Origin of the sequence: Brevundimonas sp., assembly GCF_050729455.1 — a bacterium.
GTDB lineage: Bacteria > Pseudomonadota > Alphaproteobacteria > Caulobacterales > Caulobacteraceae > Brevundimonas.
Map to the genome: position 1 here is coordinate 16,287 of NZ_JBOHLI010000025.1, position 25,374 is coordinate 41,660.

Consider the following 25,374-nt stretch of genomic DNA (forward strand, 5'->3'; position numbering starts at 1 on the left):
GGGACCGGCTAGTCATTGCGGCGTCACAAGGATGATGCTGAGCGACCCTTGCAGATTGTTGTTGTGGCCGCTGTTGACCACGAAATTGCCGATGCCTGCGAAGCCGGCGAACGCGCCTTCGGTGAGCGCGATATTGCCCGACCCCACGCTGTCGGCCTTGATGGTGTTGCCGGAATTGACTGCGGACAGATTCTGGTTGGAGCCGGCATAGATGTAGATGCCCTGACGGCCGCTCTCCTCTTCCAACTCCTCCAGGCTGAGCGCCTTCGGTTCGTCCTCGACCCTGGCAGGAACCTGCCCGATCGCCGCGGCCACGAGCGGCGCGCCCGGGACGGACGTCGGAGCTTCCGGTGCGACCTGGGCCGCAGCGACTGTGGCGATCATGACGATCGGCGCGCCGACGACGACGCCTCTCAGATAGCGAAACATCGCACTCACCCTCCTCTAAAGCCGGAAAGAAGACCGGCCAGACGATCGTCTGGCCGGTTCAGTCTTTTCAGCTTCAGCCGCCGTTGCCGAAGGTGACGTTGGCGTTGGCGCTGATCGCCGTCGCCGCCTGGTTGGTGGCCGCGAAGCCGGTGTTGTAGGTCGCGGTCTGGATGCCGGCGAAGCCGGCGAAGGCGCCGCCCGAGTTGCTGATGTCGCCGGTCTTCAACTCGCCAGCCTTGTGATGGCTGCCGCCAACATCGAACTCGAAGCCGCTCACGCTCGCTTCGAGGTTCTGAAGCGACAGGGCGACCTTGATGTCGGTCGTCGAATGATCGGAATTGTCGTTGTTGGAATCATTCGTCGAAGAATCGCTGTTGTAGGAATCGTCAATATCAGTGTTGAACGAGTCGTCGTATTCGCGCTCATCATTGAATGAATCGTCGTAATCACGATTGTCGTTGAACGAGTCGTCGTAGTCGCGGTTGTCGTTGTTCGAATCGTTCGTCGAATTGTCGTTGAAAGAATCCGTGACATCGACATCGAGGTCGGTCGAATTGTCGTTATTCGAGTCGTTCGTCGAATTGTCGTTGAGCGAGTCGGACACATCGACATCGAGATCGGTCGAATTGTCGTTGTTCGAGTCGTTCGTCGAATTGTCGTTGAGCGAGTCGTCCAGATCGACGTCGATGTCAGTCGAGTTGTCGTTGAACGAATCGTCGATGTCAGGACCGCCGATGGCGAAGGCGGCGGTCGCCGGCAGACCCAGAGCCAGAGCCGCCGTCAGAGCGACGGCCGACGTCATAAATTTACTGGTCACGATGAACCCTCCGATAGCTGGTTAAAGGAAGGCCCCTCGGCCTCCGATACCAACAATCGCAGCGATGCGGTCGCGTTCCCCCTGCTCCATTCAGCCCAAAAGCGTTCGAAACTGGCCAGAAGCAGGCGAAAACCTACTCGAACTGATCATTTGTTCTTTTTAACACCGCCCGCCGCCCCCAGCAGGAAGGAATTGAGAGCGGAATTCTTAGGATAAAACCTTCGTTTTTAAGTCGAATAACACGATCGTTACCCCAAAAATCCAGTATTCGATACAATCAATCATAGAACCTTGGCGGTAAATTTCTCTTCGGCGCCGCGTCTTCGCGACTCCTCATGCATCTTCATGAAGAGACGCGCGTTGGGCTTTTGGTGATCGCCCCGCTGGGGGGCTCTGAACCAAGCGACGCCGCTCGGCGTCAGTCAGTCTGGAGGGGAGTTTTCCAGGTGAACGCCATCGATCTTTTCTCAGGCCAGAATATCTGGCTGACGCTCTTCGCCGTCGCACAGATTCTGTACGCCCTGACCTTCCTGGTGGACCTCTACCTGTTCACCCGCCCGGTGAACCTGGTCAGCTCGGAGACCGCGCCGCCCGACGACGAGACGCCGCCGATCCTGCTTTTCTATCCCGTTCTGCACGAGCTGGAAGAAACGATGCGCACGACCTTCACGGCGCTGTCCCGGCTGGACTATCCCAAGGATCGTCGGCGCGTCGTCGCCATTCCCAACGCCGACGACCATGCGACCATCGCCAGTCTGGAGCGCCTGCGGGCCGAGTTCGACTTCCTGAGCATCATGGAGGTTCCGCCGACCAGCCATCCCTCGTGGGACATCGTTTGGAAGGCCTGGGACCAGAACCCTCATGCCTATTGGTGGCACAAGGGCCCGCGCGCGCTTGACCGCAACCTGCCGCCCAAGAAGACGCGCCAGTTGATCTACGCCCTCTATCATGCGCTCGAGGATGCGCCGCACGGCGAAGATTTCCTGATCGACTACATCGACGCCGACAGCTGCCCCCCGCCCGACCATTTCCGCGCCGGGGCGGCCGGGATGCTGACCCACGACGTCATCCAGGCGGAGAACGTCGCCGGCAATCTCAACACCAGCCTGGCGGCCAGCTGGCACGCCTTCGACCATATGGCCTGGGACGGACGCAAGTACCGCCACCTGACCGCCGACGGCAAACATCCCTACTGGATCCTGGGCAAGGGCGTCTTCTTCCGCGCCTCGGACCTGCAGACGCTCGGCGGCTTCCATCCCTGGCTGGCGATCGAGGACCCTGAGGTGGGAATGCGTTTCTGGGCCGCCGGCAAGCGGCTGGGCGTGGTCCAGGCGCCGCTGATCGAAGAAGTGCCGATCACCTTCGGCCGGGGGATCACCCAGCGCAAACGCTGGGTCTGCGGCTTCTTCCAGAGCCTGGGTCGCCCGCTGGGCGAACTGGGCCTGTCGCCCATCCAGAAGCTGAAGGCCTGGACGAATTTCCTGCCGTGCGCCTCGCTCTGGGTCAATGCGATCGGCTTCCCCACCGGGGTCTGGGCGCTGACGCTGGGCTACCACAACGACGCGATTCCGCCCTGGCTGTTCTGGCTGTCGCTGATCAACGTCACCGTCTTCGCGGTCACGCTGATCGGCCTCTACGTCAGCACCTGGAAGCGGACCGCCCTGGTGCTGAACCGCACCTCGGACCGGCTGGCTTATATGCTGAAGGTCAACCCGCTGTTCCTCATGACCTGGTGGGTCGTCTGGCTGGTCCCGCTATGGCTCGGCTTCTGGATGTATATGCGCGACGGCGGCCTGATCTGGGAACGGACCGAGAAGATCAACGCCAACGAGGCCCTGATCCGATCGGAGGGACGTGAACAGGCCCCGGCGATCAGCGGGTCGTAAGCGTCGTCGGAGCCTTGGCGCCGGACATGGCCTGCTGGATCGCCCAGTAGACCGGCTTCGGTTCCAGGGCGCCGTCGTAGGGCAGACCTCGGTTCATCCCGGCCGGATTGGCCGACGGGCGGACAGGCTGTTTCTGCAACCAGGAATGGCGGTCGCTCAGCCCCCAGGTGGTCAGACCCGTCACCGACTTCTGTTCCAGGGCGATGTCGAGATAGGCCTGGACGTGATCAGCGACCCGCTGGTCCCGCTCGGCCACGTCGCCCCGCAGAGTCTCTTCCTTCACGTCCAGTTCGGTGATGGCGATGGTCAGGCCCAGATCGGCGATGCGGGTGAAAAAGGGCGCCAGGATTTCACGCTTCAGCGGCCCCTTGCTCAGATCGAGATGAGCCTGGACGCCGACCCCGTCCAGCGGCGCCCCGCTGGACTTCAATTGCTCGAGAAGCCTCAGGAAGGCCGCGCGACGCTCATGTTCGACCGGATTGTCATAGTCGAAGCCGTAGTCGTTGATGACCAGGCGCGCGTTCGGGGCATGGGCCCGCGCCTCGTGCAGGGCGCGCTCGATATAGGTCGGCCCATAGGCCTTCTTGAACACGGTGGCGCGCAGGTTGTCGCGGGCCTGGGTGTCGATGGGTTCGTTGACCACGTCCCATTCGCTGACGGCGGCGCCGTAGCGGCTCAGCACCGTCTCGAAATAGTCGGCGACGATCTTCCAGTCGCCCGGGTTCCGTTCCAGCCGCGCCCGCGCCCAGGCCGGGGTGCTCTGGTCCCACAGCAGGGTATGGCCGCGCACCGCCAGCCCATGGCGGCGGGCGAAGGCGACCAGGCCGTCGGCCAGCCCCGTGCGCCAGTCCCCTGGCCCCGGCTGAAGCGCGTCCCATTTCATGTCGATCTCGGGCGTCAGCGAGGCGCAGTCGCGCAGCACCGCCTCCGCCAGCCGGGGATCGGCCTCGATCTGGTCGATCCGAACCGCCGCGCCCAGATAGGGGCCGAGCGCCCGTCGACTTTTCGCAGCGTCCATCCCGGTTCTCGCTTCGGTCAGACCCGGAACGCCCATGAGGACAGGCGCGGCGAACACGCCGCCGAGAAAGCCTCGGCGTGTCGAAAGAAGACGCATCGATCCGGTCCGTCGGTGATGTTGAAGACAGCCTGCCCGACCAAACTTAATGAGCAGTGCACGCCCCCCAGGGTCAGCATGGCTGAAATCAGAGCGCTCTGTTCATTTCATGTCAAATGATAGGGCGGAACTGTGGCTTCTGGTGGAACGTTCGGGACGGTCGCCGTCTGCTGGCGACCGAACCCCCTTGAGGGAGGAATATCGTCGATGTCAGTTGCATTGCGTCTCAGCCAGCCGAAGCTCGCGTTCGCCGCAGTCCTGTTCGGCTGCAGCCTGTTCGGGCCGGCGCTGGCCCAGGACAAGCCCGCCATCTTTGGCGGCGGCTTCGTCGCCGACGACCATTTCGGCTATTTCGGCGCCCTGGTTCCCTTGCCGGGCGCGCGTCCCGATCAAGGCTGGGCCGTTCGGCCGATCGCCTCGGCCGGCGCCTATGACTATCGGCGCGGCGCCGCCGAATTTGACGCCGACTACGTCAATCTGGAGCTTTCGCTGGTGCACCGCCGCTCGGGTGAATGGGGCTACCTGAACCTGGGCGCGGGCGTGCGCTATTCAAACACCGACCTGTCGCTGGACGACCCGCTGAACCCCAGGGAGGGCGAGCAGTGGGATGGCCTGGTCTCGATCGACGGCGCTAGGCACCTGGGCGATTGGCGCGCGGGCGGCTACGCCTCCTACGCCTTCGACATCCAGGACTACTATATCCGCGGCGAGGTCACCCGCGCCCTTCGGCCGGGAGGCCTTCGCCTGGGCGTCGAGACGATCATCGAGGGCGACCCCACCTACGACCGGCAGTCATTGGGAGCCATGGTGGCGTTCGAACCCATGACGGGGACCGAGGTGCGCCTCTCGGTCGGCGGCCGCATGGGCGATCGCGACACCGAACCCTATGTGGCGATTGGCGCCAGCCGCAGCTTCTAGGGCCTGAGTTCGCCCCGCCGAACAGACCGCCGCCCCCGGGCTACCCCGGGGGCGGCGAGTCGATGCGCGGGGCCCGGCGGGGCGCGTCCCCTCAGATGGTCAGGCCGACGCCTGAAGTCGCCCGGGACGGCCGCGAGCGGGCCTGCTCGTCGAACCAGTCGATGGTCGCGTTCAGCCCCTGCCTCAGCGGCGTGGTCGGTCGCCAGTCCAGAACGGCGGCGGCCTTGGAGATGTCGGGGCGGCGCCGCTTGGGATCATCGGTCGGCAGCGGCTGATAGACGACCTCGGACGACGACCCTGTCAGCTCCAGCACGACATCGACCAGGTCGCGAACGGTCAGTTCCGTCGGATTGCCCAGATTGATCGGCCCGGGCTGCGGGCCGTCATGCTCCATCAGCGCCATCAGCCCGCCGACCAGATCGTCGACATAGCAGAAAGAGCGGGTCTGGCTGCCGTCGCCGAAGACCGTGATGTCGGCCTGCGACAGGGCCTGGCTGACGAGGTTGGACACCACCCGGCCGTCTTCGGCCGACAGGCGCGGCCCATAGGTGTTGAAGATGCGCGCCACGCGCACCTCGCCGCGGCCCGCGCGGTCGAAATCGAAGCTCAGCGTCTCGGCGCAACGCTTGCCCTCGTCGTAGCAGGCGCGCGGCCCCGTCGAGTTGACATGGCCCCAATAGGTCTCGGGCTGCGGGTGGACGTGCGGATCGCCATAGATCTCGCTGGTCGAACTCAGCAGGAAGCGCGCGCCCTTGGCCTGGGCCAGATCCAGCAGGTGCTTGGTGCCCATGACGCTGGTCAGCAGCGTGTGCTCGGGATCGGCCTGATAGAGCGGCGGCGACGCCGCGCAGGCCAGATTATAGATGCGGTCGAACCGCCGACGCGTCACCACGCCCGGCATGGAATTGACCACGTCGGCCCGGACGAACTCGAAGCGGGGATGGCCCAGGGCCCGCTCCAGATTGTCCATGCTTCCGGTCAACAGATTGTCGAGGCACATCACCCGCGCCCCCTCGGCCAGCAGGCGGTCGCACAGATGGGAGCCGAGGAATCCGGCGCCGCCGGCGACGAGTATGGTCTGGTTACGGATTCTGGACGTCATCGGCCCCTCGTACGTTCCGCGATACTCGGCGATCCTGCCGCCCATCATGTCGTCAATGGCCGGGGTCACAGCACCAGCCCCCGCATCTCGAGTTCCTGGCGCGCCTCGATCACGCGATCCTCGGCCTCCTGGCGCGCCACCCATTCGGCGAGTTCGGCCAAGCCGTCCGAGAAGTCCTGACGCGGGGCATAGCCCAACACGGTCCGCGCCTTGGTCAGATCGGGGATATTGTGGCGAATGTCGCCGGCGCGGGCCTGCTGGGTGATCAGCGGCTCCAGATCGGCCCGGCCCATCGACGCGGCCTGAAGACGCGCCACCTGCTCCACCGACCGATCCTCGCCGGAACCGATGTTGAAGGTCTCGCCGTTCGCCGCCGGTTCCTCCAGCGCCAGCAGGAAGGCCCGGGCCACATCCGAGACATGGACGAAGTCGCGCCGCTGACGCCCGTCCTCGAAGACCATGGGCGGGTGGCCGTTGGCGATGCGCGAGGCGAAGATGGCCAGGACCCCGGTATAGGGGTTCGAAAGCGCCTGCCCCGGCCCGTAGATGTTCCACAAACGCAAGGCCACGCCCTCCATCCCGTACTGGGCGGTCAGGGTCAGGGTCAGCAGCTCCTGGACGTATTTGTTGATCGCATAGACGCTCTTCAGCGTCGGGGTCTTGGTCTCGGGCGTCGGCGCGGGGATCAGAGCCCGGCCTTGCGCGTCCTGCGGGTCCCAGGAGCCGTCGGCGTTGCGGCGCCCGCGCACCACGTCCTGCCTCAGTTCGCCGTCGACGGTGCGATACAGCCCCTCGCCGTAGATGCTCATGGACGAGGCGACGACAACCCGCCGCACCGGCCGGTCGATCAGTTGCTGGAACAGGACGGCGGTGCCGTAGTCGTTGACCGAGGTGTAGCGGTCCACCGCATACATGCTCTGGCCGACCCCGACCTCGGCGGCCAGGTGGATGACCTTGTCGACGCCCGCCACGGCGCGGCGCACCATGGTCTCGTCGCGAATGTCCCCGACCAGAAGCTCGACCTCCGGGTCCAGGTCGGCGGGCCGAACGCCCGTCGGGTGAACCTGTTCGATCAGGCTGTCCAATGCCCTGACCCTATGCCCCTGCTCCAGCAGGGCCTTGGCGACGTGGCGGCCCACGAACCCTGCGCCGCCGGTGATGAGAATGGTGTCTCCCATGGCCATTCCCCGCCTCAGACGCCGAAGAACAGTGTTGAGACGTCGCCCTTGCTCGATGTCGCACCGGAAAGCTCAAGCTTTTTTCCAGTCTTCAAGCAAGAAACCTTCGGGCCGACTCTACAGTCGAGCCGATATTGTCGATCGCACATCACATCCCACTCCCAGCCCAAACTTCGATTCGGCAACGCCGGCTCGGTTCGAACAGTTCCGGGACAGTTAATGCGCCATTAATAAATCCAGCATCGAGAAATCAAAAGATAAGACAACGACGGTTTCTCTGCCCAATTAACAACCGACGCGCGAAATCGAACGACAGCTTGACGTTTCGAACCCGCAGACGCGCCCAGTCGCCCTGCCCCACGCCTCGGCCCTCGTCGCCCGCCGCGCGGCCCCTGCGCCGTTTTCATGGCGTTCCAGCGCTGCGGATGCTAAGCGCGCCGGACCATGACGACGCCCCCTATCGAACGCATCCGCAATTTCTCGGTGGTCGCCCACATCGACCACGGCAAGTCCACGCTGTCGGACCGGCTGATTCAGCACACCGGCGGCCTGACCGCGCGCGAAATGTCGGCGCAAGTCCTTGATAACATGGACATTGAGAAGGAGCGCGGCATCACCATCAAGGCGCAGACCGTGCGCCTGCACTACAAGGCCCAGGACGGGCTGGACTATGTGCTGAACCTGATGGACACGCCGGGGCACGTCGACTTCGCCTATGAGGTGTCGCGCTCGCTGGCCGCGTGCGAGGGCTCGCTGCTGGTAGTGGACGCCTCGCAGGGCGTCGAGGCCCAGACCCTGGCCAACGTCTATCAGGCCATCGACAACAACCATGAGATCGTGCCCGTCCTCAACAAGATCGACCTGCCGGCCGCCGAGCCGGAGCGGGTGCGGGCCCAGATCGAAGACGTCATCGGCATCGACGCATCGGACGCCGTCATGGCCAGCGCCAAGTCGGGCATCGGCATCGAGGACGTGCTGGAGGCCATCGTCACCCGTCTGCCGGCGCCCAAGGGCGACATCAACGCCCCGCTGAAGGCCATGCTGGTCGACGCCTGGTACGACCCTTATCTCGGCGTGGTGCTGCTGGTGCGCGTCTTCGACGGCGTGCTGAAAGCCGGCCAGCGGGTGCAGATGATGCAGTCGGGCTCGACCCATCTGGTCGACCGCGTCGGCGTCTTCCTGCCCAAGAACACCCCCGTGGACCAGCTTGGCCCGGGCGAGGTCGGCTTCATCACCGCCCAGATCAAGGAAGTGGCCCACGCCGCCGTCGGCGACACCATCACCGATGAAAAGAAGCCGACCGCCGAACCGCTGAAGGGCTTCAAGGAAGTCCAGTCGGTGGTCTTCTGCGGCCTGTTCCCGGTCGACGCCGCCGACTTCGAGGACCTGCGCGCCGCCATCGGCAAGCTGCGCCTGAACGACGCCAGCTTCACCTTCGAGATGGAATCCAGCGCCGCCCTGGGCTTCGGCTTCCGCTGCGGCTTCCTGGGCCTGCTGCACCTGGAGATCATCCAGGAGCGCCTGAGCCGCGAGTTCAACCTGGACCTGATCGCGACAGCCCCCTCGGTCGTCTACAAGATCCAGAAGCGCGACGGGACCGAGATCGACCTGCACAACCCGGCCGACCTGCCCGACGTGATGCAGATCGAAAGCATCGCCGAACCGTGGATCAAGGCCACCATCCTGACCCCCGACGAATACCTGGGCGGCGTCATCAAGCTGTGTCAGGATCGCCGCGGCACCCAGATCGAGCTGTCCTACGTCGGCAGCCGCGCGCTCGTGGTCTATGAGCTGCCGCTGAACGAGGTGGTCTTCGACTTCTACGACCGCCTGAAGTCGATCTCGAAGGGCTACGCCTCGTTCGACTACGAGCTAACGGACTACAAGGTCGGCGATCTGGTCAAGATGAGCATCCTGGTCAACGCCGAGCCGGTCGACGCCCTCAGCATGCTGGTCCACCGCGGCCGCGCCGAGACGCGCGGACGCGGCATGGTCGAGAAGATGAAGGAGCTGATCCCGCCCCACATGTTCGTCATCCCCATCCAGGCGGCCATCGGCGGCAAGATCATCGCCCGCGAAACCGTCCGCGCCCTGCGCAAGGACGTGACGAGCAAGTGCTACGGCGGCGACGCCACCCGCAAGAAGAAGCTGCTGGAGAAGCAGAAGGCCGGCAAGAAGCGCATGCGCCAGTTCGGCAAGGTCGAGATCCCGCAGGAGGCGTTTATCGCTGCCCTGAAGATGGACGAGGATTGATCCTCGGCACGCGCCTTCAAAATCAGAAAGGGCGGAAGGCGATGCTTTCCGCCCTTTTTCATGTCTGCAGCCCGCACACTGGCGTTGTCACCACGTCGTGCGACCCGGATGAAAACTCAGATCTTCTAGCGCTTGCGGAAGCGCGCCGCGTCGGCGGCCAGACCCGCGCCCCAGTCGGTCGTCGGGTGGTCGGGCTCAGCCACGAAGGGCAGTTCGCCGGCGAGGCCGCGCACGGCGAGCGCCAGCGGCAGGGCGTAGTGGGGCAGAAGCCGCAGGGGCTTGCGGCGCTTGTCGGTCACGTCCCAGCCCAGCGCCTCGAAGGCCTCGGCCAGGTCGGCGCCGGACAGGCGGTGAATGTCGTCCCAGTATGCGGGAAGCGCGACGGCCTCGGCTTCGTCGCCGGTCAGGCCGAACAGGGCGCTGGTCAGGGCGTCGATCTCCGGGAACTCGTCACGGGCGTCGGGATCGGCGTAGCGCGGCTTCATCAGCGCCTTCAGTTCCAGATCATCGACGCCGGGCAGGTCGATCAGGCGGCGCAGGGGGGCTTGGGTCATGGCGTCCCTTAGCACGAAGGCCGCCGGCTGAGCGCGCTCTGAAGCGCTGCCATTCAGATAACACTGTTGCCACAACGAGAGATCGAGGGCAGGGTAGGTCCTTGCTCTAATGATGGGGAGAGACCGTCATGCTGCTGATCGCCGTCGCCGCCCTGACCCTGCTCGGTGCGCCCGCCGTCCAGACCGGAGAGAAGCCGGCCGCGCGGCCGCGCGTCGCCTCCAGCACGCCGTCCCGCGCGATTTCGGCCCGCGCCCCGTCCCTGCCGGACGGTCCGACGCGCGAGGTGTGCAGCCGCGAACGGGCCTTGGACAGCAACATCATGCGCCGCGTCTGCCGCCAGGTTCCCGTCAACAGCAGCGAACGCGAACGCATGGCCAGCGACATGTTGAAGGATATGCAGCGTCTGGGCATCGCGGAACGCCCCGTTCCGCGCTCACCCGGCGGCCGATCGGTCAACTAGGATCGGACCCCATGCTGGTTGCGACCCTGATGATGCTCGCCCTGTCCCAGTCGCCCGAGGCCACCGAGGTCGCGCCGGTGCGCCCCGTGCCCGCGCCCCGCTCGCCGGCCAGGGTGATCACGGCGCGGGCCCCGTCCCTGCCGGACGGTCCGACGCGCGTGGTGTGCGGCCTTGAGCGGGCGATGGACACCAATATCCAGCGCCGCGTCTGTCGGCGCGTGCCGGTGAACAGCAGCGAGCGCGAACGCATGGCCAGCGACATGATGAAGGATATGCAGCGCCTGGGGCGCATCGAAGGCGACTGATCGATCCAACTACAGCACGAGGAACTGATATGCTGACTGCCGCCCTACTCGCCCTGGCCCTGTCCGGCCCCGTCGCCGCGCCGCTGCACGTTCAGTCGGCTTCTTCCATGCCCGTCGGCGGGGTGGTGCGCGACCGCTCGGCCGGCGCGCCCGGCGAGGCGACCCGCGAGGTCTGCCATCGCGGCAAGCCGACCGGTTCGAACGTGACGCAGGATCTCTGCCGTCAGGTTCCCGTGGCGCGCGCGACGGAGCGGTCGGCCGACGCCAAATTTTGAACCCATGAAAGTGATATAGCTTTCAACTTCAAATACTTGCCTTGATCAAGCCTATCCCGAGTTCTCTTTCCCCAGAAGAAACTAGTCTCCAATGTCCATGATCCTTCTTGCCTCGCTCGCCGCCTTCGCCCTCGATCCGGCCCCGGGGCAGCCCTCCGCCCAGCCGGCAAGGCCCGCCGCCCCCGGCATGATCATCGCCGCGACCCCGGCTGTTCCGCCCGGCGCGCCGATGCGCGAAGTCTGCCGCCGGGAGCGTACGGCGGGCTCCAATCTGTCGCAGCGCGTCTGCCGCATGGTCCCGGTGAACAGCTCCGCCCGCGACCGCTCGGCGGGCGATCGTCTGCGCGAATCCCAGGGCGCGAGGATGCCTGAGGGCATCTAGCCCGCGGGCTTTTCGCGCCCCGAGGCCGGACGCCCCCTTTCCCCGCGCGCGGGGTGGTCTATGTGTGGGGCATGGCCGCCGCAGAGACCCCCGCCGAGACCTTCAAGCGCGCGCTGGCGCACGCCGCGCGAGCGCTGGCTGAGCAGGCCGAGCTGGAGGTGACCTTCGGCTCGGACGGGCCGCGGCTGTCCAACGGCGTCCTGACCCTGCCCCATCCGCCGCGCGATCCGGGCGCGCCCGAGAGCGCGGCCCTGCGCGGTCAGGCCGACCGCCTGGCGCTGCGGCTGGCCAATCACGACGAGGGGCTGAACGCCCGGCTGCGCCCGGTGGACCAGACGGCGGCCGAGGTCTTCGACGCCGTCGAGCAGGCAAGGGTCGAGGCGGTCGGGGCGCGCGAACTGAAGGGCGTACGGCGCAATCTGGACGCGGCCCTGCTGACCCGGCTGGAGAAGTCGGGCGCGCTGCGGGCCGAGGCCGAACGGGTGCCGGTGGCCGAGGCGGCCGCCCTTCTGGTGCGCGAGCGGCTGACGGGCGAGCCCGCGCCGGACGGGGCCAAGACCATGCTGGATCTGGTCCGGTCCAATCTGGAGCTGAAGGCGGGCGCGGAACTGGACGCCCTGGCCGCCGTGGCCGACGACCAGACGGCCTTTGCGGCGAGGCTGAAGGACGTGCTGCGCGCGCTGGACCTCGATCCCGGCGACGGTCAGGCCGAGGACGCCAATGACGAGGAAGGCCAGGACGAGCCCGACCAGTCACAGCAGGACACGCCCGACGAACAGGAACAGGAAGAAGAGGACGGCGGCGAAGGCGGCCAGTCGCTGGAGGGCACGGCCGACGACCAGTCCGCCGAGGACGAGCGCCAGACCCGCCCCGACGGCGCCCCGGCCGAGCCCGACGGCGAGGCCTCGGACGACGGCCCCGAACTGAACGAAGGCGCCCTGCCCAACCGTCAGGACAGCCTGGACGACGGCCGCGCCGTCGACGCCTATCGCGTCTTCACCTCCGCCTACGACGAGACCATCGGCGCCGAAGAGCTGTGCGATCCGATGGAGCTGGACCGGCTGCGGTCCTTGCTGGACGCCCAGCTGGCGACCCTGTCGAGCGTGGTGTCGCGCCTGGCCAACAAGTTGCAGCGCCGCCTGATGGCGCAGCAGAGCCGCAGCTGGGCCTTTGATCTGGAAGAAGGCGTGCTGGACACCGCGCGCCTGACCCGCGTCATCACCGATCCGACCAGCCCCCTGTCGTTCAAGATGGAGAGCGAGAGCCCGTTCCGGGACACGGTCGTGACCCTGCTGATCGACAACTCCGGCTCGATGCGCGGGCGGCCGATCATGGTGGCGGCGGTCTGCGCCGACATTCTGGCGCGGACACTGGAGCGGTGCGGGGTCAAGGTCGAGATCCTGGGCTTCACCACCCGCGCCTGGAAGGGCGGGCAGAGCCGCGAGGCCTGGATCAGCGCCGGCAAGCCCGCCAACCCGGGCCGCCTGAACGACCTGCGCCACATCATCTACAAATCGGCGGATGCTCCGTGGCGCCGGGCCAAGAAGAACCTGGGCCTGATGATGCGCGAGGGCCTGCTGAAGGAAAACATCGACGGCGAGGCCCTGACCTGGGCGCACGAGCGGCTGCTGGGGCGCACCGAGTCGCGCCAGATCCTGATGGTGATTTCGGACGGCTCGCCGGTTGACGACTCGACGCAATCCGCCAACGCCGCCCTCTATCTGGACAAGCACCTGCGGCAGGTCATCGAGCAGATCGAGACCCGCTCACCGGTGGAACTGATCGCCATCGGCATCGGCCACGACGTGACCCGCTGGTATCGCCGCGCCGTGACCATCGTCGACGTCGAGCAGCTGGCCGGGGTCATGACCGAGAAGCTGGCCGAACTGTTCGAGGCCAAGCCCAAGGCGGTGACCAAAACCCCGAGGAAGCGCGCGGCGTGAACCGACGGATCTATGTCGCGGCCCTGGCGGCGCTGACGCTGGCCGCCTGCGCCAGCGCGGTGGTGACGTCGCGTCCGTGGACGCCGACGATCGAGACGGTCGGCTGGAGCGCGGTCGAGGCCTCGACCCGCGCGGTCGGTCTGGGCTGGCCGGGCCGGGCGGTTCTGGCCCGGGGCGTGCGCTACGCCGGGGGCGTGACCGTTCTGGCGGGAACCGACTCGCCGCTGCACAGCCTGTCGGACCTGAAGCTGACCGGCGACGGCGGCTTCATCGCCGTGTCCGACGTCGGCGATCTGGCGCGCGGGACGCTGGCGCTGGACCGGCGCGGGCGGCTGATCGGGCTGGAGGGCCTGCGGGTGCGCCGTCTGACCCTGATGGACGGAACGCCGATCAGCCAGAAGGCCGAGGGCGACGCCGAGGGGCTGGCCGTCACCGCAGGCGGCGACCTGTTGGTCAGCTTCGAGCGCGACCACCGCATCTGGAACTACGGCCCCTTGGCCGCGCTGCAGACGCCGCAAGCCGTGCGGCGGCCCGACGTCCCCTTCCCCGAGAACGACGGGATGGAGGGGCTGGCGGCGTCCGGCGACGGCTGGCGGGCGGCGGGCGAATCCGGCGGGGTCTGGGACTGTTCGGCCGCGCGCTGCGCCGTGGTGAGCGCGCCGCCCGAGACGCCGCTGGCCGAAAGCGACTATCGCATCACCGGCATGGACCGCGACCCGGCGGGCGGCTGGTTCGTGGTGCAGCGGTCCTATCGCGCCCCGGTCGACGTGCGGGCGCGGGTGCGGCGCATGGCGACGGACGGGACGTTGGGGCCGGTGCTGGTCGAACTGAAGCTGCCGGGCACGACGGATAATTTCGAGGGCATCGCGGCCGAGCGGCGCGGCGACCGGACGCGGCTCTACATCCTGTCCGACGACAATTTCAACGCCGTGCAGCGGACCATGATGCTGGCGTTCGACGTCCGCTAGAGCGGCGCGTCAGATCCGTTCGCTGATCTTGATGGCCGCCTTGCAGCCGACCTTGATGACGCTCGAGAGCAAGCGGTAGGCCGGGGCCTCGCGGCTGCCGTGCGCGACGGCGTGATCGTGGTGAGCCAGTTCCTCTTCACGGAACTTGGTCAGTTCGGCGGCCAGTTCGGGGTCGCGTTCGCGGACCTCCTCGATCTGGTCGGCGTAGTGCTGCTCGATGACGCTCTCGACCGCCTCGGTGCAGGCGTGGGCGGCCTTCTCACTGATCAGGGCGGTGCCCGCGCCGAGCGCCGTGGCGGCCAGCTTCCACAGCGGGATCATGGCCGTCGGGCGCACCCGGTGTTCGGTCAGCAGGGCCTCGAACCGCGCCAGGTGGACGGCCTCGTGGCCCTCCATCTCGGTCAGGTCGGCGGCGATGGCGGCCTTGCCCTTGCGGCCTTCCAGCACGGCGCGCTGGGCGCGGTAGATGTGGACGGCGGCGAACTCGCCCGCGTGGTCGACGCGCAGGATTTCGGCCATGCGGGCGCGGGTCTGGCCCACGCCGGGACGCGGCAGGGGAATGCGGCGGGCGGCGGCGACGGTGTCGGATGCCTCGGTCATGATCGCCTCTTTACCCTCTGGGCGCGCGCGCGTCCTTGGGACGTTTCGCCGCCAGCAGGCTGAAGACGGCCAGCGCCAGCGAGATGAAGAAGTTCCAGCCGGCCATCGAAATCCCGAACAGGCTCCACGACACGGCGTCGCAGCCGACGATGGGCTTGATCTCGGCGGTGCCGGCGGCCAGGGCGTTCAACCCCTCCAGGCTGAAGTCGGCCGGATTGCCCGCCATGCAGGTCGCCGGAAGCGCCCACCATTTCAACTCGCCGCCCGCGTGGAAGCCGGCGGTGATCGCCCCGGTGAAGAAGACGGCGGCCAGCAGGAAGGAGGCGATACGCGGCGTGCCGCGGCTGGCGCGGCTCAGCACGGCCCAGAAGGTGGCCGCCCCGGCGATGGCGACGGCGGCCCAGTAGACCTCGCGCTGCTTGAGGCAGAGGTTGCACGGGTCCATGCCCCCGAACCGCTCGAAAGCGTGGGCGGCGGCCAGCATGGCCAGCGACGCCGCCAGCGCAAAGGCGGTCCACCAGCGGGTCAGGAGGAGGTAAAGGCGCGACATGGTGCCTTTCTTAGACGCAGCCGGGCCCGGCGTCGATCAGTGTCCGATCAGCCTGACCGCAAAGAAGGCGCCGACCAGCAGAACCAGGAAAAGCACGGTGAACAGCGCCAGCCTTTTCTCGATGACGGCCAGCATCGGCTCGCCCCAGCGTTTCAGCACGAAGGCCACCAGGAAGAAGCGGGCGCCGCGCGTGACGACGCACAGGGCGATGAACAGCGCCAGATTGAACTGGAAAATGCCCGAGGCGATGGTGATCAGCTTGAACGGGATGGGGGTCAGGCCCTTGATCAGAATGACCCAGGCGCCGTGCTGCTGGAACAGGGCCTTGGAGGCCTCGAACGCATCCGCCTTGCCCAGCAGGGACAGAATCCACATCCCGACAGGCTCGAGGAAATAGCCGATGGCGTAGCCCAGCAGGCCGCCCAGCACCGAGGCGATCGTGCAGACCGTGGCGTAGAAGTAGGCGCGCTCGGGCCTGGCCAGCACCATGGGGGCCAGCATGACGTCCGGCGGAATGGGGAAGAAGGAGCTTTCCGCGAAGGAGACCACGGCCAGCGACCGGGTCGCGTGACGATGGCGGGCCAGAGAGAAGACCCAGTCATAGAGCTTGCGAAGCATACAGGCGTCCCGGTTGAGCCGACGGCTCTAGCAGGCCGAAACGCCGCGCGCACCCGCTGATCGGCGGCTGCGACACCGCAACGTGTGCCGTTTCAGACCAGCCCCGCCTTGCGCCCGACGGGGGGCGCCCATTAGGTTCCGCCCCAATCGGCGGCCCAAGCCTGAAGAATGGGCCGCCCCAAAAGACAGTCAGAGGAGACGCGTCATGAATGACGCCGCCAAACTCGATCAGGAAAACCCGCTGGGCGTGGACGGTTTCGAATTCGTCGAATTCACCGGACCCGAGCCGGAATCCATGATCGCCCGGCTGGAGCTGATGGGCTTCACCCGGACCCATGTGAACCCGACCACCGACGCGGTGCGCCTGAAACAGGGCGACATCACCATGCTGGTCAACCGCACGCCCAAGGGCCAGGCGGCGGACTTCGCCCGTGACCACGGCCCCTCGGCCAACGGCATGGCCTTCCGCGTCGCCGACGCCAGGGCCGCCTATGAGGGCGCGCTGGAACGCGGCGCCCGCAAGGCCGAGGGCGTGCACGGCGGGGCGCTGGGCGCCGACTATCCCTACATCCTGCAAGGCATCGGCGGTTCGCTGCTCTATGTCATCGACCAGTACGGCGAGCACGGCTCGCTCTATGACGCCTGGGACGAGATCGAGGGCTGGGAAGAGGCCGAGCGCAAGAACTCCATGGGCCTCGAGGTGCTGGACCACCTGACCCACAACGTGCGTCGCGGCGAGATGCGCACCTGGTCGGGCTTCTATGGCCAGGTCTTCAACTTCGAAGAGCAGAAGTATTTCGACATCAAGGGCAAGGCGACCGGCCTGTTCTCGCAGGCCATGATCGCGCCCGACCGCGCCATCCGCATCCCGCTGAACGAGAGCCAGGACGACAACTCGCAGATCGAAGAGTTCCTGCGTCGCTACAACGGCGAGGGCATCCAGCACATCGCCCTGACGACGGCCAATATCTACGAGACGGTCGAGGCCATGAAGGCGCGCGGCGTGGCCTTCCAGGACACGATCGAGACCTATTTCGAACTGATCGACAAGCGTCTGCCGCACCACGGCGAGGACGTTGAACGGATGCGCAAGAACCGCATCCTGATCGACGGTTCGGACGAGGAAGGCCTGCTGCTGCAGATATTCACCCAGGACACCTTCGGCCCGATCTTCTTCGAGATCATCCAGCGCAAGGGCAACGAAGGCTTCGGCAACGGCAACTTCCAGGCCCTGTTCGACTCGATCGAGCTGGACCAGATCCGTCGCGGCGTCATCAAGGTCGACGCCTGAATGAAGGTCCGGCCGCCGCACTGGCTGCCCTGGCTCGGCCCGCTTCTGGCGGCCGGGGCCGGGGCGCTGGCCGGGGAATACTGGCTGGGGGGAGGCTTCTGGGTGGTGCTGCTGGCGGCGCTGGTCTGCGGCTTCGCCCCCATCCTGGGCTACCGCGTCTGGAAGCGACTGCACCACCGGCGCTGAGGGGCGCCGTCAACCGGGGAACCGCCGATGAAATCCGTCCTGACCGCCGCAGCCGCCCTGACCCTGCTGGCGTCGCCCGCGTTCGCGCAAGAGGCCCCGCAATGGTCGCTGGCCATCCACGGCGGCGCCGGCGTCATCGAGCGCGCCGGCCTGAGCCCGGAACGCGACGCCGCCTATCGCGCGGGGCTTCAGGCGGCGCTGGACGCCGGCTCGGCGGTGCTGGCCAACGGCGGCTCGGCTCTGGACGCGGTTCAGGCGGCGGTCGAAACCATGGAGGACAATCCCCTGTTCAACGCCGGGCGCGGGGCGGTCTTCACCGCCGCCGGCAAGAATGAGCTGGACGCCGCCGTGATGAACGGCGTCGACCGCAGCGCCGGGGCCGTGGCCGGCCTGACCCGCACCCGCCACCCGATCGCGGCGGCCCGCGCGGTGATGGAGCGATCGCCCCACGTCATGCTGATCGGCGAGGGCGCCGAGAGCTTCGCCGCCTCAGTCGGTCTGGAACAGGTCGAGCCGGGCTTCTTCTTCACCGAGAGCCGCTGGCAGGCCCTGTTGAAGGCCCTGCGCGACAAGGGCCTGCCCCTGCCGCCGCGCCCGGCGGGCGCCCCGCCGGAACCGGCGACCCTGGCCCGGCCGGTTCCCCTGGCCTCCCTCAACGAAGCCCCGCTGGACGAGCGCAAGTTCGGCACGGTCGGCGCCGTGGCCCTGGACAGCCAGGGGCGACTGGCGGCGGCGACCTCGACCGGCGGCATGACCGCCAAGCAATGGGGCCGGGTCGGCGACGTGCCGGTGATCGGCGCGGGCACCTACGCCTCCAACGCCGACGGCTGCGCCGTCTCGGCCACCGGCTCGGGCGAGTACTTCATCCGCGCCACCGTGGCGCGCGACATCTGCCACCGCACGGCCGAGGGCATGGGCGTCCAGGCCGCGGCCGACGCCGAGATCGCGGACGTCGGCTCGATCGGCGGCGACGGCGGCGTCATCGTCATGGGCAAGGACGGCGCGGTCGCCTTCTCGATGAACACCTCGGGGATGTATCGCGGCGAGGCCGGGTCGGGCCGCGCCTCGCGCGTCGCCATCTACGCCGACGAGGAAGCCCCACGATGACCGGCAAGGTCGTCGATCTGGAGCAGAAGTTCGGCGGCTTTTCCGACCACTGGCGGCCGCGCGTCGCCGCGCAGCTGAACGGGCAGGACGTGCGACTGGTCAAGGTCCAGGGGGTCTTCCCCTGGCACAGCCACGCGGACGCCGAGGAGATGTTCCTGGTCTGGAAAGGCCGGTTCCGGGTCGAGTTCCGCGACCGCGTGGAAACGCTGGAGCCCGGCCAGTTCATCGTCGTGCCGCGCGGCGTCGAGCATCGCACCGCCGCCGACGAGGAAGCCGAGGTGATGATCTTCGAGCCGTCCGAGGTGATCAACACCGGCGACGCCCCGACCTCCGACTTCACCGCGCCGACGGGGCAAACCATATGACGACACGCGACCACCCGGGCGTCATCGCCCCGCCGCCGCTGATCTATCTCGGCTTCCTGCTGGCCGGGTTCGTGATCGGGCGGCTGGTCAGCGAGCCGTCGCTGGGCCTCGACGTCGATCTGCGGCGCGGCCTGGCCTTCGTCCTGGTGATCGGCGGCCTGCTGCTGGACGGGATCGCGGCGGGGACCTTCCGCCGTCTGGGCACCCCGCCCGAGCCGTGGAAGCCGACCACGGCCCTGGCGACGGGCGGCCTCTATCATTACAGCCGCAACCCCATCTATGTCGGCTTCGCCATCACCTACGCCGGGTTCGCCGTGGCCATGGACAGTCCGGTCGCCCTGGCCCTGCTGGTTCCCTGTCTGATCGTGGTCGACCGCTTCGTCATCGCCCGCGAGGAGCGCTATCTGACGGCGAAATTCGGCGCCGAATACGAAGCCTACAAAGGAAAGGTCCGCCGATGGCTGTGACCCCCAACATCCCCGCCCCGCACGCCGACGAACTGTCGGAAATGGCCATCGAGGAGCTGGACGCCGCCTGCGGCCTTTTGTGGGTCGAGATGAAGGCGATCACGCCGTGGGGCGACACCTATGAGGGCATGGCCCCGTCCGGCCGGGCGGTCGAGATCGAGCGCCGCTACCTGTGGGCGCATGAGCCCGCCGGCGCCATCACCGTCGAGGTCGAGGTGCGCGACCCGGCCCTTCGTACCGGGGCCGAAGCCCGCGCTGTCATCTCGCCCCCGAATAGTTGATCGAACGGCGTCCGCGCCGGTCATGTCTCCGCTTCCCAATCCTCTCGCCCAAGACTAGCTTCGCCCTATGAAACTCGCCTCGCTCAAGCACGGCCTTGACGGCCGCCTCGTCGTCGTCTCCAACGACCTGAACTGGTTCACGGACGCCTTCCTGATCGCCCCCACGCTGCAGGCGGCGCTGGATGACTGGGACCACTGCGAGCCCCTGCTGCGGGCCCTGGCCGAAAGCCTTGAGCACGAAGCCGTGCCGCGCGGCCGCTTCCACGAGCGCGACGCCGCCGCTCCCCTGCCCCGCGCCTATCAGTGGGCTGACGGCTCGGCCTATGTGAACCACGTCGAACTGGTGCGCAAAGCCCGCAACGCCGAGATGCCGGCGACCTTCTGGACCGACCCGCTGATGTATCAGGGCGGCTCCGACCACTTCATGGGTCCGCGCGACGCCATCCCGCTGAAGGACGAGGCCTGGGGCTGCGACCTGGAGGCCGAGATCGTGGTCGTGACCGGCGACGTGCCCCTGGGCGCCAGCCGCGACGAGGCCCTGGCCTCGATCCGTCTGGTCGGCCTGGTCAACGACGTCAGCCTTCGCAACCTGATCCCCGGCGAACTGGCCAAGGGCTTCGGCTTCGTCCAGTCCAAGCCGGCCAGCGCCCTGTCGCCGGTCTTCGTCACGCCCGACGTGCTGGGCGACCGCTGGAAGGACGGCAAGCTGTCGGGCGCCCTGTCGGTGCAGCTGAACGGCAAGGACTTCGGTCAGGCCGACGCGGGCGTGGACATGACCTTCGACTTCGGCGTGCTGATCGCCCACCTGGCCAAGACCCGCGCCCTGATCGCCGGGTCGATCATCGGCTCGGGCACGGTGTCGAACAAGGACGCTGACGGCGGCCCGGGCAAGCCGGTGGCCGACGGCGGTCTGGGCTATTCCTGCATCGCCGAGGTCCGCACCGTCGAGACCATCCTGACCGGCGAGGCCAAGACCCCCTTCCTCAAGCACGGCGACACCGTCCGCATCGAGATGCTGGACGACAAGCACCACACCATCTTCGGCGCCATCGAACAGACGGTGCAACCGGCCTGATCCGTCAGGCGGGCGCCGCCCCGGCGGCGCCCGCCCAAGGACGACAAAGGCGAGCCCGAGGCCTGATCTTCGCCTTCGTGCAGGGTCACGGCCAAGCCTGTGGAGCGTTTCCGCGCCTGCTGGCCGATATCGTCGATCATCGTGTAGAGGCTGCGGCATGAAGACCGCGCTCGTTCTGGCGACCTCGCTCGCCATCGCTCCGCCCGCCCTGGCTCAGGACGCAGCCGACGACTGGGCGCTCACGGTCAAGCCCGAGGACAGGCTGACGCTCGCCCATACCGAGTTCGACAACGGCTTGCTGCTCGCCGCGCGATGCCAGGCGGACACGTTTCAGGTCCTGATCGGCGGCCTGCCCGAGGCCCCGGCGGCACGCGACCTGATGAGCGCGCGGCGCGTGCTCGGCGTCGGCTTCGGCGACAAGCCGGTCTCGGACGAGGGGTTCATGATCGGCGATAACCGCCATGTCGCCTTCGCCGAGCTGCCTGCCCCACTGGCGCGGAGTATGCGCGAGGGCGGTCGAATGCAGGTCGTCGTCGCCGGGGGCGCCGAGAACGGGGGCAACCTGCGTTACGTCGTCGACCTGCCCCCGTCCAACGCGGCGATCGATCAAACCCTGAGCGCTTGCGGACGCCCCCTGGTCGACCCTCGCGACGAGGAATTAAAGGCGCTGGGAGACGATGGCCTGCCGGTCGATATCGCCTGGCGGAGAATGCCGGAAACCGACTATCCCGAAGGCCGCACCTTCACCGCCGGCTTCGCCGTTGCGACCTGCCTGGCGCGCCCGGACGGGCGCGTGTCGGACTGCGTCGTGGAAACCGAGTTTCCGGCCAACGGCGGTTTCGGCGCCGCCGTGCTGAAGGCCGCGCAATCAGGCCGGCTGGAAAACCGCGACGGCGGCCCCGTGCCGCTGACCCGAATCGTCTATCGCACCAACTTCCGCATGGGCGACAGCATGGGAACAACGGGGGCCAGAATTCGCGGTGGTCGCAGCGAATAAGCTCGCTCCCGGCGCTGCAGTTCAGAGATTGACCCGGCGGTTTCCGCCGCTAGATTGCGCGGCCTCCCAGACCTGTGCGGGTGTGGTGGAATTGGTAGACGCGCTGGATTCAAAATCCTGTTCCGAGAGGAGTGCCGGTTCGAGCCCGGCCACCCGCACCACGTCTGGATGAGCGCCTGTCGGCGCCTTCCTCCTCTTGCCTCCTGACATCGCCATCGCCCGGAACGCAGCCCTGGCCGTTCTGGCGCATTCCGCTTGGCGAGGAGGATTTCGCGCGCCCTGCACACGATGAAACAAAGAATGAGTTCGATCCGGCTTGATTAAGCGGACACGAGTGTCCACTTGGCGATCTTCATGACCCGTCCTTTGAGAAAAGACGCCGCTGAACGCCGCGAGGCGCTGCTGAAAGCCGCCGCCGAAGCCTTCGCGCGCGACGGGCTGGACACGCCGCTGCACGTTATCGCCGAGCGCGCGGGCGTGGGGCGGGCGACCCTCTATCGCAACTTCGCCGACCGGTCGGAACTGGCCGTGGCGGTCTTCGTCGGTCAGATCGACGACCTGGGCCGCCGCACCAAGGAACGACTGGATGACCCCGAGGTCTTCCTCTGGTTCCTGGGCCAGATGGTCGAGCTGATGATCCAGAGCGCGGGCCTGTCGACCGCCATCCGCGACCTGCGCGACGAGGCCCTGGCCCCGATCCGCGCAGGACTGAAACAGGCCGGCGGCGAGGCCCTGGCCGTGTCGCAGAAGGCCGGGCGGGTGCGGCCCGATCTGGCGGTCGAGGACATTCGCGTCATCGCCCTGATGCTGGGGGCGCCGTCACGCACGGCCGCCGCCGGGGATCGCGACGCCCTGAGCCGCCGGACGCTGGAGCTGGTGCTGGACGCTGTGCGGCCGCAAGGGGGGCGGCCCCGATGAGCCGCCGCAACTGGCGCCTGCCGTGGGACGAGTATCTGGCTACGCTGAAGCCGCACGAGCGGCCGGTCCTGCCCGGATCGCCCGCCACGCCGGACCATTCGACGCCGATGCGCTGGGCCTATGCCGCCGTCGGGGTTCTGGTGGCCCTGACCGGCAGTCTGGGCAATGCGGCGGTGACGGCCAATATTCCCCAACTGGCCGGATCGCTGGGCGTGACCACGACCGAGGCGGCGTGGCTGCCGGTCGTCTTCGTCATGACCAACGCCTGCATGAACCTGCTGCTGGTCAAGTTCCGGATGCAGTACGGGCTGCGGCTGTTCACAGAGATCGTGCTGATGGTCTTTCTGGCGACTGCGGCGGCGCACCTGTTTCTCGAGGACTTCGGCTCGACCCCGGTGGTGCGCGGCATCGCCGGGATTGCGGCGGCCGGGATGTCGACCCTGGGCATCCTCTACATCATCCAGGCCTTCCCGGCGCAGCACCGTCTCAAGGGCATCATCATCGGCGTCGGCCTGTCCAGTCTGGCCATTCCCCTGGCGCGGCTGGGGGTCGGGCACCTGCTGGATCATGACCTGTGGCGAGCGGTCTATATGTTCGACTTGGGGCTGGTGCTGATCGCCCTGCCCGCCGTCTTCGCCCTGAAGATGCCGCCGTCGCAGCGGGTCAAGACCTTCGAGAAGCTGGACTTCGTCACCTTCGCCCTGTTCGCGCCGGGGGTGGCCCTGCTGACCGCCGTGCTGGGGCTGGGCCGGATCGTCTGGTGGACCGAGGCGGCGTGGATCGGCTGGGCCCTGATCGGCGCCCTGATCCTGCTGACCGCCGCCGTCGTCATCGAATACAATCGCACCAATCCCTTGATCGACCTGAAGTGGCTGGCCGGGCGCGATCTGGTGCGGCTGATCCTGGCCATCGTCCTCGTGCGGATCGTTCTGTCGGAACAGACGACGGGGGCGGTCGGCTTCCTGCAGCAGATGGGTCTGGGCAATGACCAGATGCGCGGTCTGTTCTGGGTCATGCTGTTCGCCACGGCGGCGGGAACGGCCGTCAGCGCCCTGACGCTGAACCCGACCAAGCTGTGGAAGCCCATCTCGATCGCGCTCGGCCTGATCGCCGTCGGCGCCTTCATGGACAGTCATGCGACGGTGCTGACGCGGCCGGCGAACCTCTATTTCAGTCAGGCGCTGCTGGCCTTCGCCGCCGCCTTCTTCATCGGCCCGACCATGATCATCGGCTTCGGCAAGGTGTTGCAGGGCGGGGGCAAGAACATGGTCAGCTTCATCGTCGTCTTCTCCATCGGCCAGAACATCGGCGGCCTGATGGGCTCGGCCCTGGTCGGCACGGTCCAGACGATCCGCGAGAAGTATCATTCCAACCAGCTGGCCGAGCACATCGACCTGGGCGATCCCGAGGTGGTGCTGCGGCTGCAGCAGCTGGGCGGGGCCTACGCCCACACGATCGGCGACGCGGCCCAGAGACAGGGCGCGGCCCTTCGCCTGTTGCAGCAGCAGGTCAGCCAGCAGGCCCAGGTCCTGGCCTACGACGACGTCTTCCTGCTGATCTTCGGCGCCGCCGCCGTGGGCGCCGTCTGGGTCGCCCTCAACCATTTCCGCCCCCGTATCGAGGCGCGCCGCGCCGCCCACCGCCAGGCGGCGCAAGCCGCCGCCGCAGCCGCCGCTGTCGACTGACCCGGACCCGACCATGACCGACGCCGTCCCTCCTCCCGCCGCCCCTGCCGCCGCCCCGGCTGCTCCCGCTGCACCGCCGCCCGCCGTCGCCCCGCAACCGTCCAGCGGACGTCGGGTCATGTGGAGCGTGGTGATGGTCCTGATCGCGCTCGTCGGGGTCGGTCTGATCCTGCACGCCTGGCGGCTGCCGCCCTTCGACGGCGGGCCGCAGACGACCGACAACGCCTATGTGCGCGGTCAGGTGACCATCATCAGCCCGCAGGTCAGCGGCTATGTCACTTCCGTCGAGGCGCAGGACTTCCAGACCGTGCGGCAGGGCCAGTTGCTGGCGACCATCGACGACCGCATCTATCGTCAGCGGCTGGGTCAGGCGCAGGCGGCGTTGCACTCGGCCGAGGCGGCCCTGGCCAACTCGGCCCAGAGCCAGGCCTCCGCGCGCGGCTCGGTCGCCCAGACCCGCGCCTCCATCGCCGGGGCCGAGTCCGTCGCAGCCAAGGCCCGCGCCGACGCCCGACGCGTCCGCACCCTGTTCGCCGGCGGCTGGGTCGCCCAGGCCCAGGTGGACGCGGCCCAGAACGCCCTGCGCGCCGCCGAGGCCCAGCTGGCCGCCGCCCGCGCCGCCGAGGGCGTGGCCCAGACCGGCGTCACC

Annotated in this window: 29 protein-coding genes and 1 tRNA gene; 21 read left to right on the plus strand and 9 right to left on the minus strand. The window is 67.7% G+C overall.

The annotated features are described in order from the left end of the window. Window positions 1-12: 12 nt before the first annotated feature. A complete protein-coding gene (locus ACREEF_RS08185) occupies window positions 13-429 on the minus strand; it encodes a hypothetical protein (RefSeq protein ID WP_431565104.1) in 417 nt (138 codons plus the stop codon). Between the two features lie 73 nt (window positions 430-502). Then, window positions 503-1,246, minus strand: a complete 744-nt coding sequence (locus tag ACREEF_RS08190; RefSeq protein WP_431565105.1) for a hypothetical protein — start codon at window positions 1,244-1,246, stop codon at window positions 503-505. Window positions 1,247-1,692: 446 nt separating this feature from the next. On the opposite strand from ACREEF_RS08190, the gene ACREEF_RS08195 reads away from it, so the two are divergent. After that, on the plus strand, window positions 1,693-3,132 hold the full coding sequence (locus ACREEF_RS08195) for a glycosyltransferase family 2 protein (protein WP_431565106.1): 1,440 nt from the start codon (window positions 1,693-1,695) through the stop codon (window positions 3,130-3,132). Here the strand turns inward: ACREEF_RS08195 and ACREEF_RS08200 are convergent. Next, the gene (locus tag ACREEF_RS08200; RefSeq protein WP_431565131.1) at window positions 3,119-4,186 is read right to left on the minus strand and encodes an endo-1,4-beta-xylanase; all 1,068 of its coding nucleotides are present in this window, start codon (window positions 4,184-4,186) and stop codon (window positions 3,119-3,121) included. The two genes, ACREEF_RS08195 and ACREEF_RS08200, sit on opposite strands and share 14 nt — an antisense overlap. Window positions 4,187-4,453: 267 nt before the next feature. Here ACREEF_RS08200 and bcsS point away from each other — a divergent pair, with 267 nt between their 5' ends. Beyond that, on the plus strand, window positions 4,454-5,164 hold the full coding sequence (gene bcsS / locus ACREEF_RS08205) for a cellulose biosynthesis protein BcsS (protein ID WP_431565107.1): 711 nt from the start codon (window positions 4,454-4,456) through the stop codon (window positions 5,162-5,164). Between the two features lie 91 nt (window positions 5,165-5,255). On the opposite strand, the gene ACREEF_RS08210 is transcribed toward bcsS, so the two are convergent. After that, window positions 5,256-6,254, minus strand: coding sequence for a UDP-glucuronic acid decarboxylase family protein (locus ACREEF_RS08210; RefSeq protein ID WP_431565132.1), 999 nt, complete (start codon window positions 6,252-6,254; stop codon window positions 5,256-5,258). Between the two features lie 77 nt (window positions 6,255-6,331). Beyond that, window positions 6,332-7,444, minus strand: a complete 1,113-nt coding sequence (locus ACREEF_RS08215) for an NAD-dependent epimerase/dehydratase family protein (protein WP_431565108.1) — start codon at window positions 7,442-7,444, stop codon at window positions 6,332-6,334. 444 nt (window positions 7,445-7,888) lie between these two features. Here ACREEF_RS08215 and lepA point away from each other — a divergent pair, with 444 nt between their 5' ends. After that, a complete protein-coding gene (gene lepA / locus ACREEF_RS08220; protein ID WP_431565109.1) occupies window positions 7,889-9,697 on the plus strand; it encodes a translation elongation factor 4 in 1,809 nt (602 codons plus the stop codon). A 125-nt stretch (window positions 9,698-9,822) separates the two neighbouring features. Here lepA and ACREEF_RS08225 read toward each other — a convergent pair whose 3' ends face one another. After that, on the minus strand, window positions 9,823-10,251 hold the full coding sequence (locus ACREEF_RS08225) for a hypothetical protein (RefSeq protein ID WP_431565110.1): 429 nt from the start codon (window positions 10,249-10,251) through the stop codon (window positions 9,823-9,825). A gap of 128 nt (window positions 10,252-10,379) precedes the next feature. Between ACREEF_RS08225 and ACREEF_RS08230 the strand changes: the two genes are divergently transcribed. From ACREEF_RS08230 to ACREEF_RS08255, 6 genes are all read left to right on the plus strand, one after another. After that, window positions 10,380-10,712, plus strand: coding sequence for a hypothetical protein (locus ACREEF_RS08230; protein ID WP_431565111.1), 333 nt, complete (start codon window positions 10,380-10,382; stop codon window positions 10,710-10,712). Window positions 10,713-10,723: 11 nt separating this feature from the next. Next, window positions 10,724-11,017 carry a hypothetical protein gene (locus tag ACREEF_RS08235; RefSeq protein ID WP_431565112.1) on the plus strand — a complete coding sequence of 98 codons (294 nt, stop codon included), beginning with the start codon at window positions 10,724-10,726 and terminating at the stop codon, window positions 11,015-11,017. Between the two features lie 29 nt (window positions 11,018-11,046). Next, on the plus strand, window positions 11,047-11,292 hold the full coding sequence (locus ACREEF_RS08240; RefSeq protein ID WP_431565113.1) for a hypothetical protein: 246 nt from the start codon (window positions 11,047-11,049) through the stop codon (window positions 11,290-11,292). 91 nt (window positions 11,293-11,383) lie between these two features. Then, complete coding sequence (locus ACREEF_RS08245) at window positions 11,384-11,674, plus strand: hypothetical protein (RefSeq protein WP_431565114.1); 291 nt, start codon at window positions 11,384-11,386, stop codon at window positions 11,672-11,674. A 71-nt stretch (window positions 11,675-11,745) separates the two neighbouring features. After that, on the plus strand, window positions 11,746-13,617 hold the full coding sequence (gene cobT, locus ACREEF_RS08250; protein WP_431565115.1) for a cobaltochelatase subunit CobT: 1,872 nt from the start codon (window positions 11,746-11,748) through the stop codon (window positions 13,615-13,617). Next, a complete protein-coding gene (locus ACREEF_RS08255; protein ID WP_431565116.1) occupies window positions 13,614-14,585 on the plus strand; it encodes an esterase-like activity of phytase family protein in 972 nt (323 codons plus the stop codon). Before cobT ends, ACREEF_RS08255 begins: the two co-directional genes overlap by 4 nt. Window positions 14,586-14,594: 9 nt before the next feature. Here the strand turns inward: ACREEF_RS08255 and ACREEF_RS08260 are convergent, their stop codons facing one another. From ACREEF_RS08260 to ACREEF_RS08270, 3 genes are read right to left on the minus strand one after another with little or no spacing between them, the layout of a single operon-like run. Next, window positions 14,595-15,185: a demethoxyubiquinone hydroxylase family protein gene (locus ACREEF_RS08260; protein WP_431565117.1), complete on the minus strand. Its 591-nt coding sequence runs from the start codon at window positions 15,183-15,185 to the stop codon at window positions 14,595-14,597. Between the two features lie 10 nt (window positions 15,186-15,195). Continuing rightward, on the minus strand, window positions 15,196-15,735 hold the full coding sequence (locus ACREEF_RS08265; RefSeq protein ID WP_431565118.1) for a disulfide bond formation protein B: 540 nt from the start codon (window positions 15,733-15,735) through the stop codon (window positions 15,196-15,198). A gap of 36 nt (window positions 15,736-15,771) precedes the next feature. Continuing rightward, window positions 15,772-16,353 carry a YqaA family protein gene (locus tag ACREEF_RS08270; RefSeq protein ID WP_431565119.1) on the minus strand — a complete coding sequence of 194 codons (582 nt, stop codon included), beginning with the start codon at window positions 16,351-16,353 and terminating at the stop codon, window positions 15,772-15,774. A gap of 205 nt (window positions 16,354-16,558) precedes the next feature. On the opposite strand from ACREEF_RS08270, the gene hppD reads away from it, so the two are divergent. The 12 genes from hppD to ACREEF_RS08330 form a co-directional block, all read left to right on the plus strand. Further along, complete coding sequence (gene hppD / locus ACREEF_RS08275) at window positions 16,559-17,644, plus strand: 4-hydroxyphenylpyruvate dioxygenase (RefSeq protein ID WP_431565120.1); 1,086 nt, start codon at window positions 16,559-16,561, stop codon at window positions 17,642-17,644. Next, window positions 17,645-17,830, plus strand: coding sequence for a hypothetical protein (locus tag ACREEF_RS08280; protein ID WP_431565121.1), 186 nt, complete (start codon window positions 17,645-17,647; stop codon window positions 17,828-17,830). It begins immediately after the preceding gene. A 27-nt stretch (window positions 17,831-17,857) separates the two neighbouring features. Then, window positions 17,858-18,937: an isoaspartyl peptidase/L-asparaginase family protein gene (locus ACREEF_RS08285; RefSeq protein WP_431565122.1), complete on the plus strand. Its 1,080-nt coding sequence runs from the start codon at window positions 17,858-17,860 to the stop codon at window positions 18,935-18,937. Beyond that, window positions 18,934-19,302: a cupin domain-containing protein gene (locus ACREEF_RS08290; RefSeq protein ID WP_431565123.1), complete on the plus strand. Its 369-nt coding sequence runs from the start codon at window positions 18,934-18,936 to the stop codon at window positions 19,300-19,302. Before ACREEF_RS08285 ends, ACREEF_RS08290 begins: the two co-directional genes overlap by 4 nt. Beyond that, a complete protein-coding gene (locus tag ACREEF_RS08295; RefSeq protein ID WP_431565124.1) occupies window positions 19,299-19,769 on the plus strand; it encodes a methyltransferase family protein in 471 nt (156 codons plus the stop codon). The genes ACREEF_RS08290 and ACREEF_RS08295 overlap by 4 nt, the downstream gene beginning before the upstream one ends. After that, window positions 19,760-20,050 carry a hypothetical protein gene (locus ACREEF_RS08300; RefSeq protein ID WP_431565125.1) on the plus strand — a complete coding sequence of 97 codons (291 nt, stop codon included), beginning with the start codon at window positions 19,760-19,762 and terminating at the stop codon, window positions 20,048-20,050. Before ACREEF_RS08295 ends, ACREEF_RS08300 begins: the two co-directional genes overlap by 10 nt. A gap of 67 nt (window positions 20,051-20,117) precedes the next feature. Beyond that, a complete protein-coding gene (locus ACREEF_RS08305) occupies window positions 20,118-21,125 on the plus strand; it encodes a fumarylacetoacetate hydrolase family protein (RefSeq protein ID WP_431565126.1) in 1,008 nt (335 codons plus the stop codon). 157 nt (window positions 21,126-21,282) lie between these two features. After that, on the plus strand, window positions 21,283-22,122 hold the full coding sequence (locus ACREEF_RS08310) for a hypothetical protein (RefSeq protein ID WP_431565127.1): 840 nt from the start codon (window positions 21,283-21,285) through the stop codon (window positions 22,120-22,122). 76 nt (window positions 22,123-22,198) lie between these two features. Beyond that, a tRNA-Leu gene (locus ACREEF_RS08315) sits at window positions 22,199-22,283 on the plus strand. Between the two features lie 193 nt (window positions 22,284-22,476). Beyond that, on the plus strand, window positions 22,477-23,040 hold the full coding sequence (locus ACREEF_RS08320) for a TetR/AcrR family transcriptional regulator (protein ID WP_431565128.1): 564 nt from the start codon (window positions 22,477-22,479) through the stop codon (window positions 23,038-23,040). Beyond that, a complete protein-coding gene (locus ACREEF_RS08325) occupies window positions 23,037-24,725 on the plus strand; it encodes an MFS transporter (protein WP_431565129.1) in 1,689 nt (562 codons plus the stop codon). Before ACREEF_RS08320 ends, ACREEF_RS08325 begins: the two co-directional genes overlap by 4 nt. A 13-nt stretch (window positions 24,726-24,738) precedes the next feature. Beyond that, the coding region (locus ACREEF_RS08330) for an HlyD family secretion protein (protein WP_431565130.1) at window positions 24,739-25,374 on the plus strand (636 nt) is incomplete at its 3' end.

Coding starts and splice junctions, on each gene's coding strand:
- ACREEF_RS08270 (WP_431565119.1), bottom strand. CDS start 16,353: ATGCTTCGCAAGCTCTATGACTGGGTCTTCTCTCTGGCCCGCCATCGT.
- ACREEF_RS08305 (WP_431565126.1), top strand. CDS start 20,118: ATGAAACTCGCCTCGCTCAAGCACGGCCTTGACGGCCGCCTCGTCGTC.
- ACREEF_RS08265 (WP_431565118.1), bottom strand. CDS start 15,735: ATGTCGCGCCTTTACCTCCTCCTGACCCGCTGGTGGACCGCCTTTGCG.
- ACREEF_RS08225 (WP_431565110.1), bottom strand. CDS start 10,251: ATGACCCAAGCCCCCCTGCGCCGCCTGATCGACCTGCCCGGCGTCGAT.
- lepA (WP_431565109.1), top strand. CDS start 7,889: ATGACGACGCCCCCTATCGAACGCATCCGCAATTTCTCGGTGGTCGCC.
- ACREEF_RS08285 (WP_431565122.1), top strand. CDS start 17,858: ATGAAATCCGTCCTGACCGCCGCAGCCGCCCTGACCCTGCTGGCGTCG.
- ACREEF_RS08290 (WP_431565123.1), top strand. CDS start 18,934: ATGACCGGCAAGGTCGTCGATCTGGAGCAGAAGTTCGGCGGCTTTTCC.
- ACREEF_RS08295 (WP_431565124.1), top strand. CDS start 19,299: ATGACGACACGCGACCACCCGGGCGTCATCGCCCCGCCGCCGCTGATC.
- ACREEF_RS08260 (WP_431565117.1), bottom strand. CDS start 15,185: ATGACCGAGGCATCCGACACCGTCGCCGCCGCCCGCCGCATTCCCCTG.
- ACREEF_RS08230 (WP_431565111.1), top strand. CDS start 10,380: ATGCTGCTGATCGCCGTCGCCGCCCTGACCCTGCTCGGTGCGCCCGCC.
- ACREEF_RS08235 (WP_431565112.1), top strand. CDS start 10,724: ATGCTGGTTGCGACCCTGATGATGCTCGCCCTGTCCCAGTCGCCCGAG.
- ACREEF_RS08200 (WP_431565131.1), bottom strand. CDS start 4,186: ATGGGCGTTCCGGGTCTGACCGAAGCGAGAACCGGGATGGACGCTGCG.
- ACREEF_RS08240 (WP_431565113.1), top strand. CDS start 11,047: ATGCTGACTGCCGCCCTACTCGCCCTGGCCCTGTCCGGCCCCGTCGCC.
- ACREEF_RS08325 (WP_431565129.1), top strand. CDS start 23,037: ATGAGCCGCCGCAACTGGCGCCTGCCGTGGGACGAGTATCTGGCTACG.
- cobT (WP_431565115.1), top strand. CDS start 11,746: ATGGCCGCCGCAGAGACCCCCGCCGAGACCTTCAAGCGCGCGCTGGCG.
- ACREEF_RS08280 (WP_431565121.1), top strand. CDS start 17,645: ATGAAGGTCCGGCCGCCGCACTGGCTGCCCTGGCTCGGCCCGCTTCTG.
- bcsS (WP_431565107.1), top strand. CDS start 4,454: ATGTCAGTTGCATTGCGTCTCAGCCAGCCGAAGCTCGCGTTCGCCGCA.
- hppD (WP_431565120.1), top strand. CDS start 16,559: ATGAATGACGCCGCCAAACTCGATCAGGAAAACCCGCTGGGCGTGGAC.
- ACREEF_RS08215 (WP_431565108.1), bottom strand. CDS start 7,444: ATGGGAGACACCATTCTCATCACCGGCGGCGCAGGGTTCGTGGGCCGC.
- ACREEF_RS08320 (WP_431565128.1), top strand. CDS start 22,477: ATGACCCGTCCTTTGAGAAAAGACGCCGCTGAACGCCGCGAGGCGCTG.
- ACREEF_RS08185 (WP_431565104.1), bottom strand. CDS start 429: ATGTTTCGCTATCTGAGAGGCGTCGTCGTCGGCGCGCCGATCGTCATG.
- ACREEF_RS08310 (WP_431565127.1), top strand. CDS start 21,283: ATGAAGACCGCGCTCGTTCTGGCGACCTCGCTCGCCATCGCTCCGCCC.
- ACREEF_RS08300 (WP_431565125.1), top strand. CDS start 19,760: ATGGCTGTGACCCCCAACATCCCCGCCCCGCACGCCGACGAACTGTCG.
- ACREEF_RS08245 (WP_431565114.1), top strand. CDS start 11,384: ATGTCCATGATCCTTCTTGCCTCGCTCGCCGCCTTCGCCCTCGATCCG.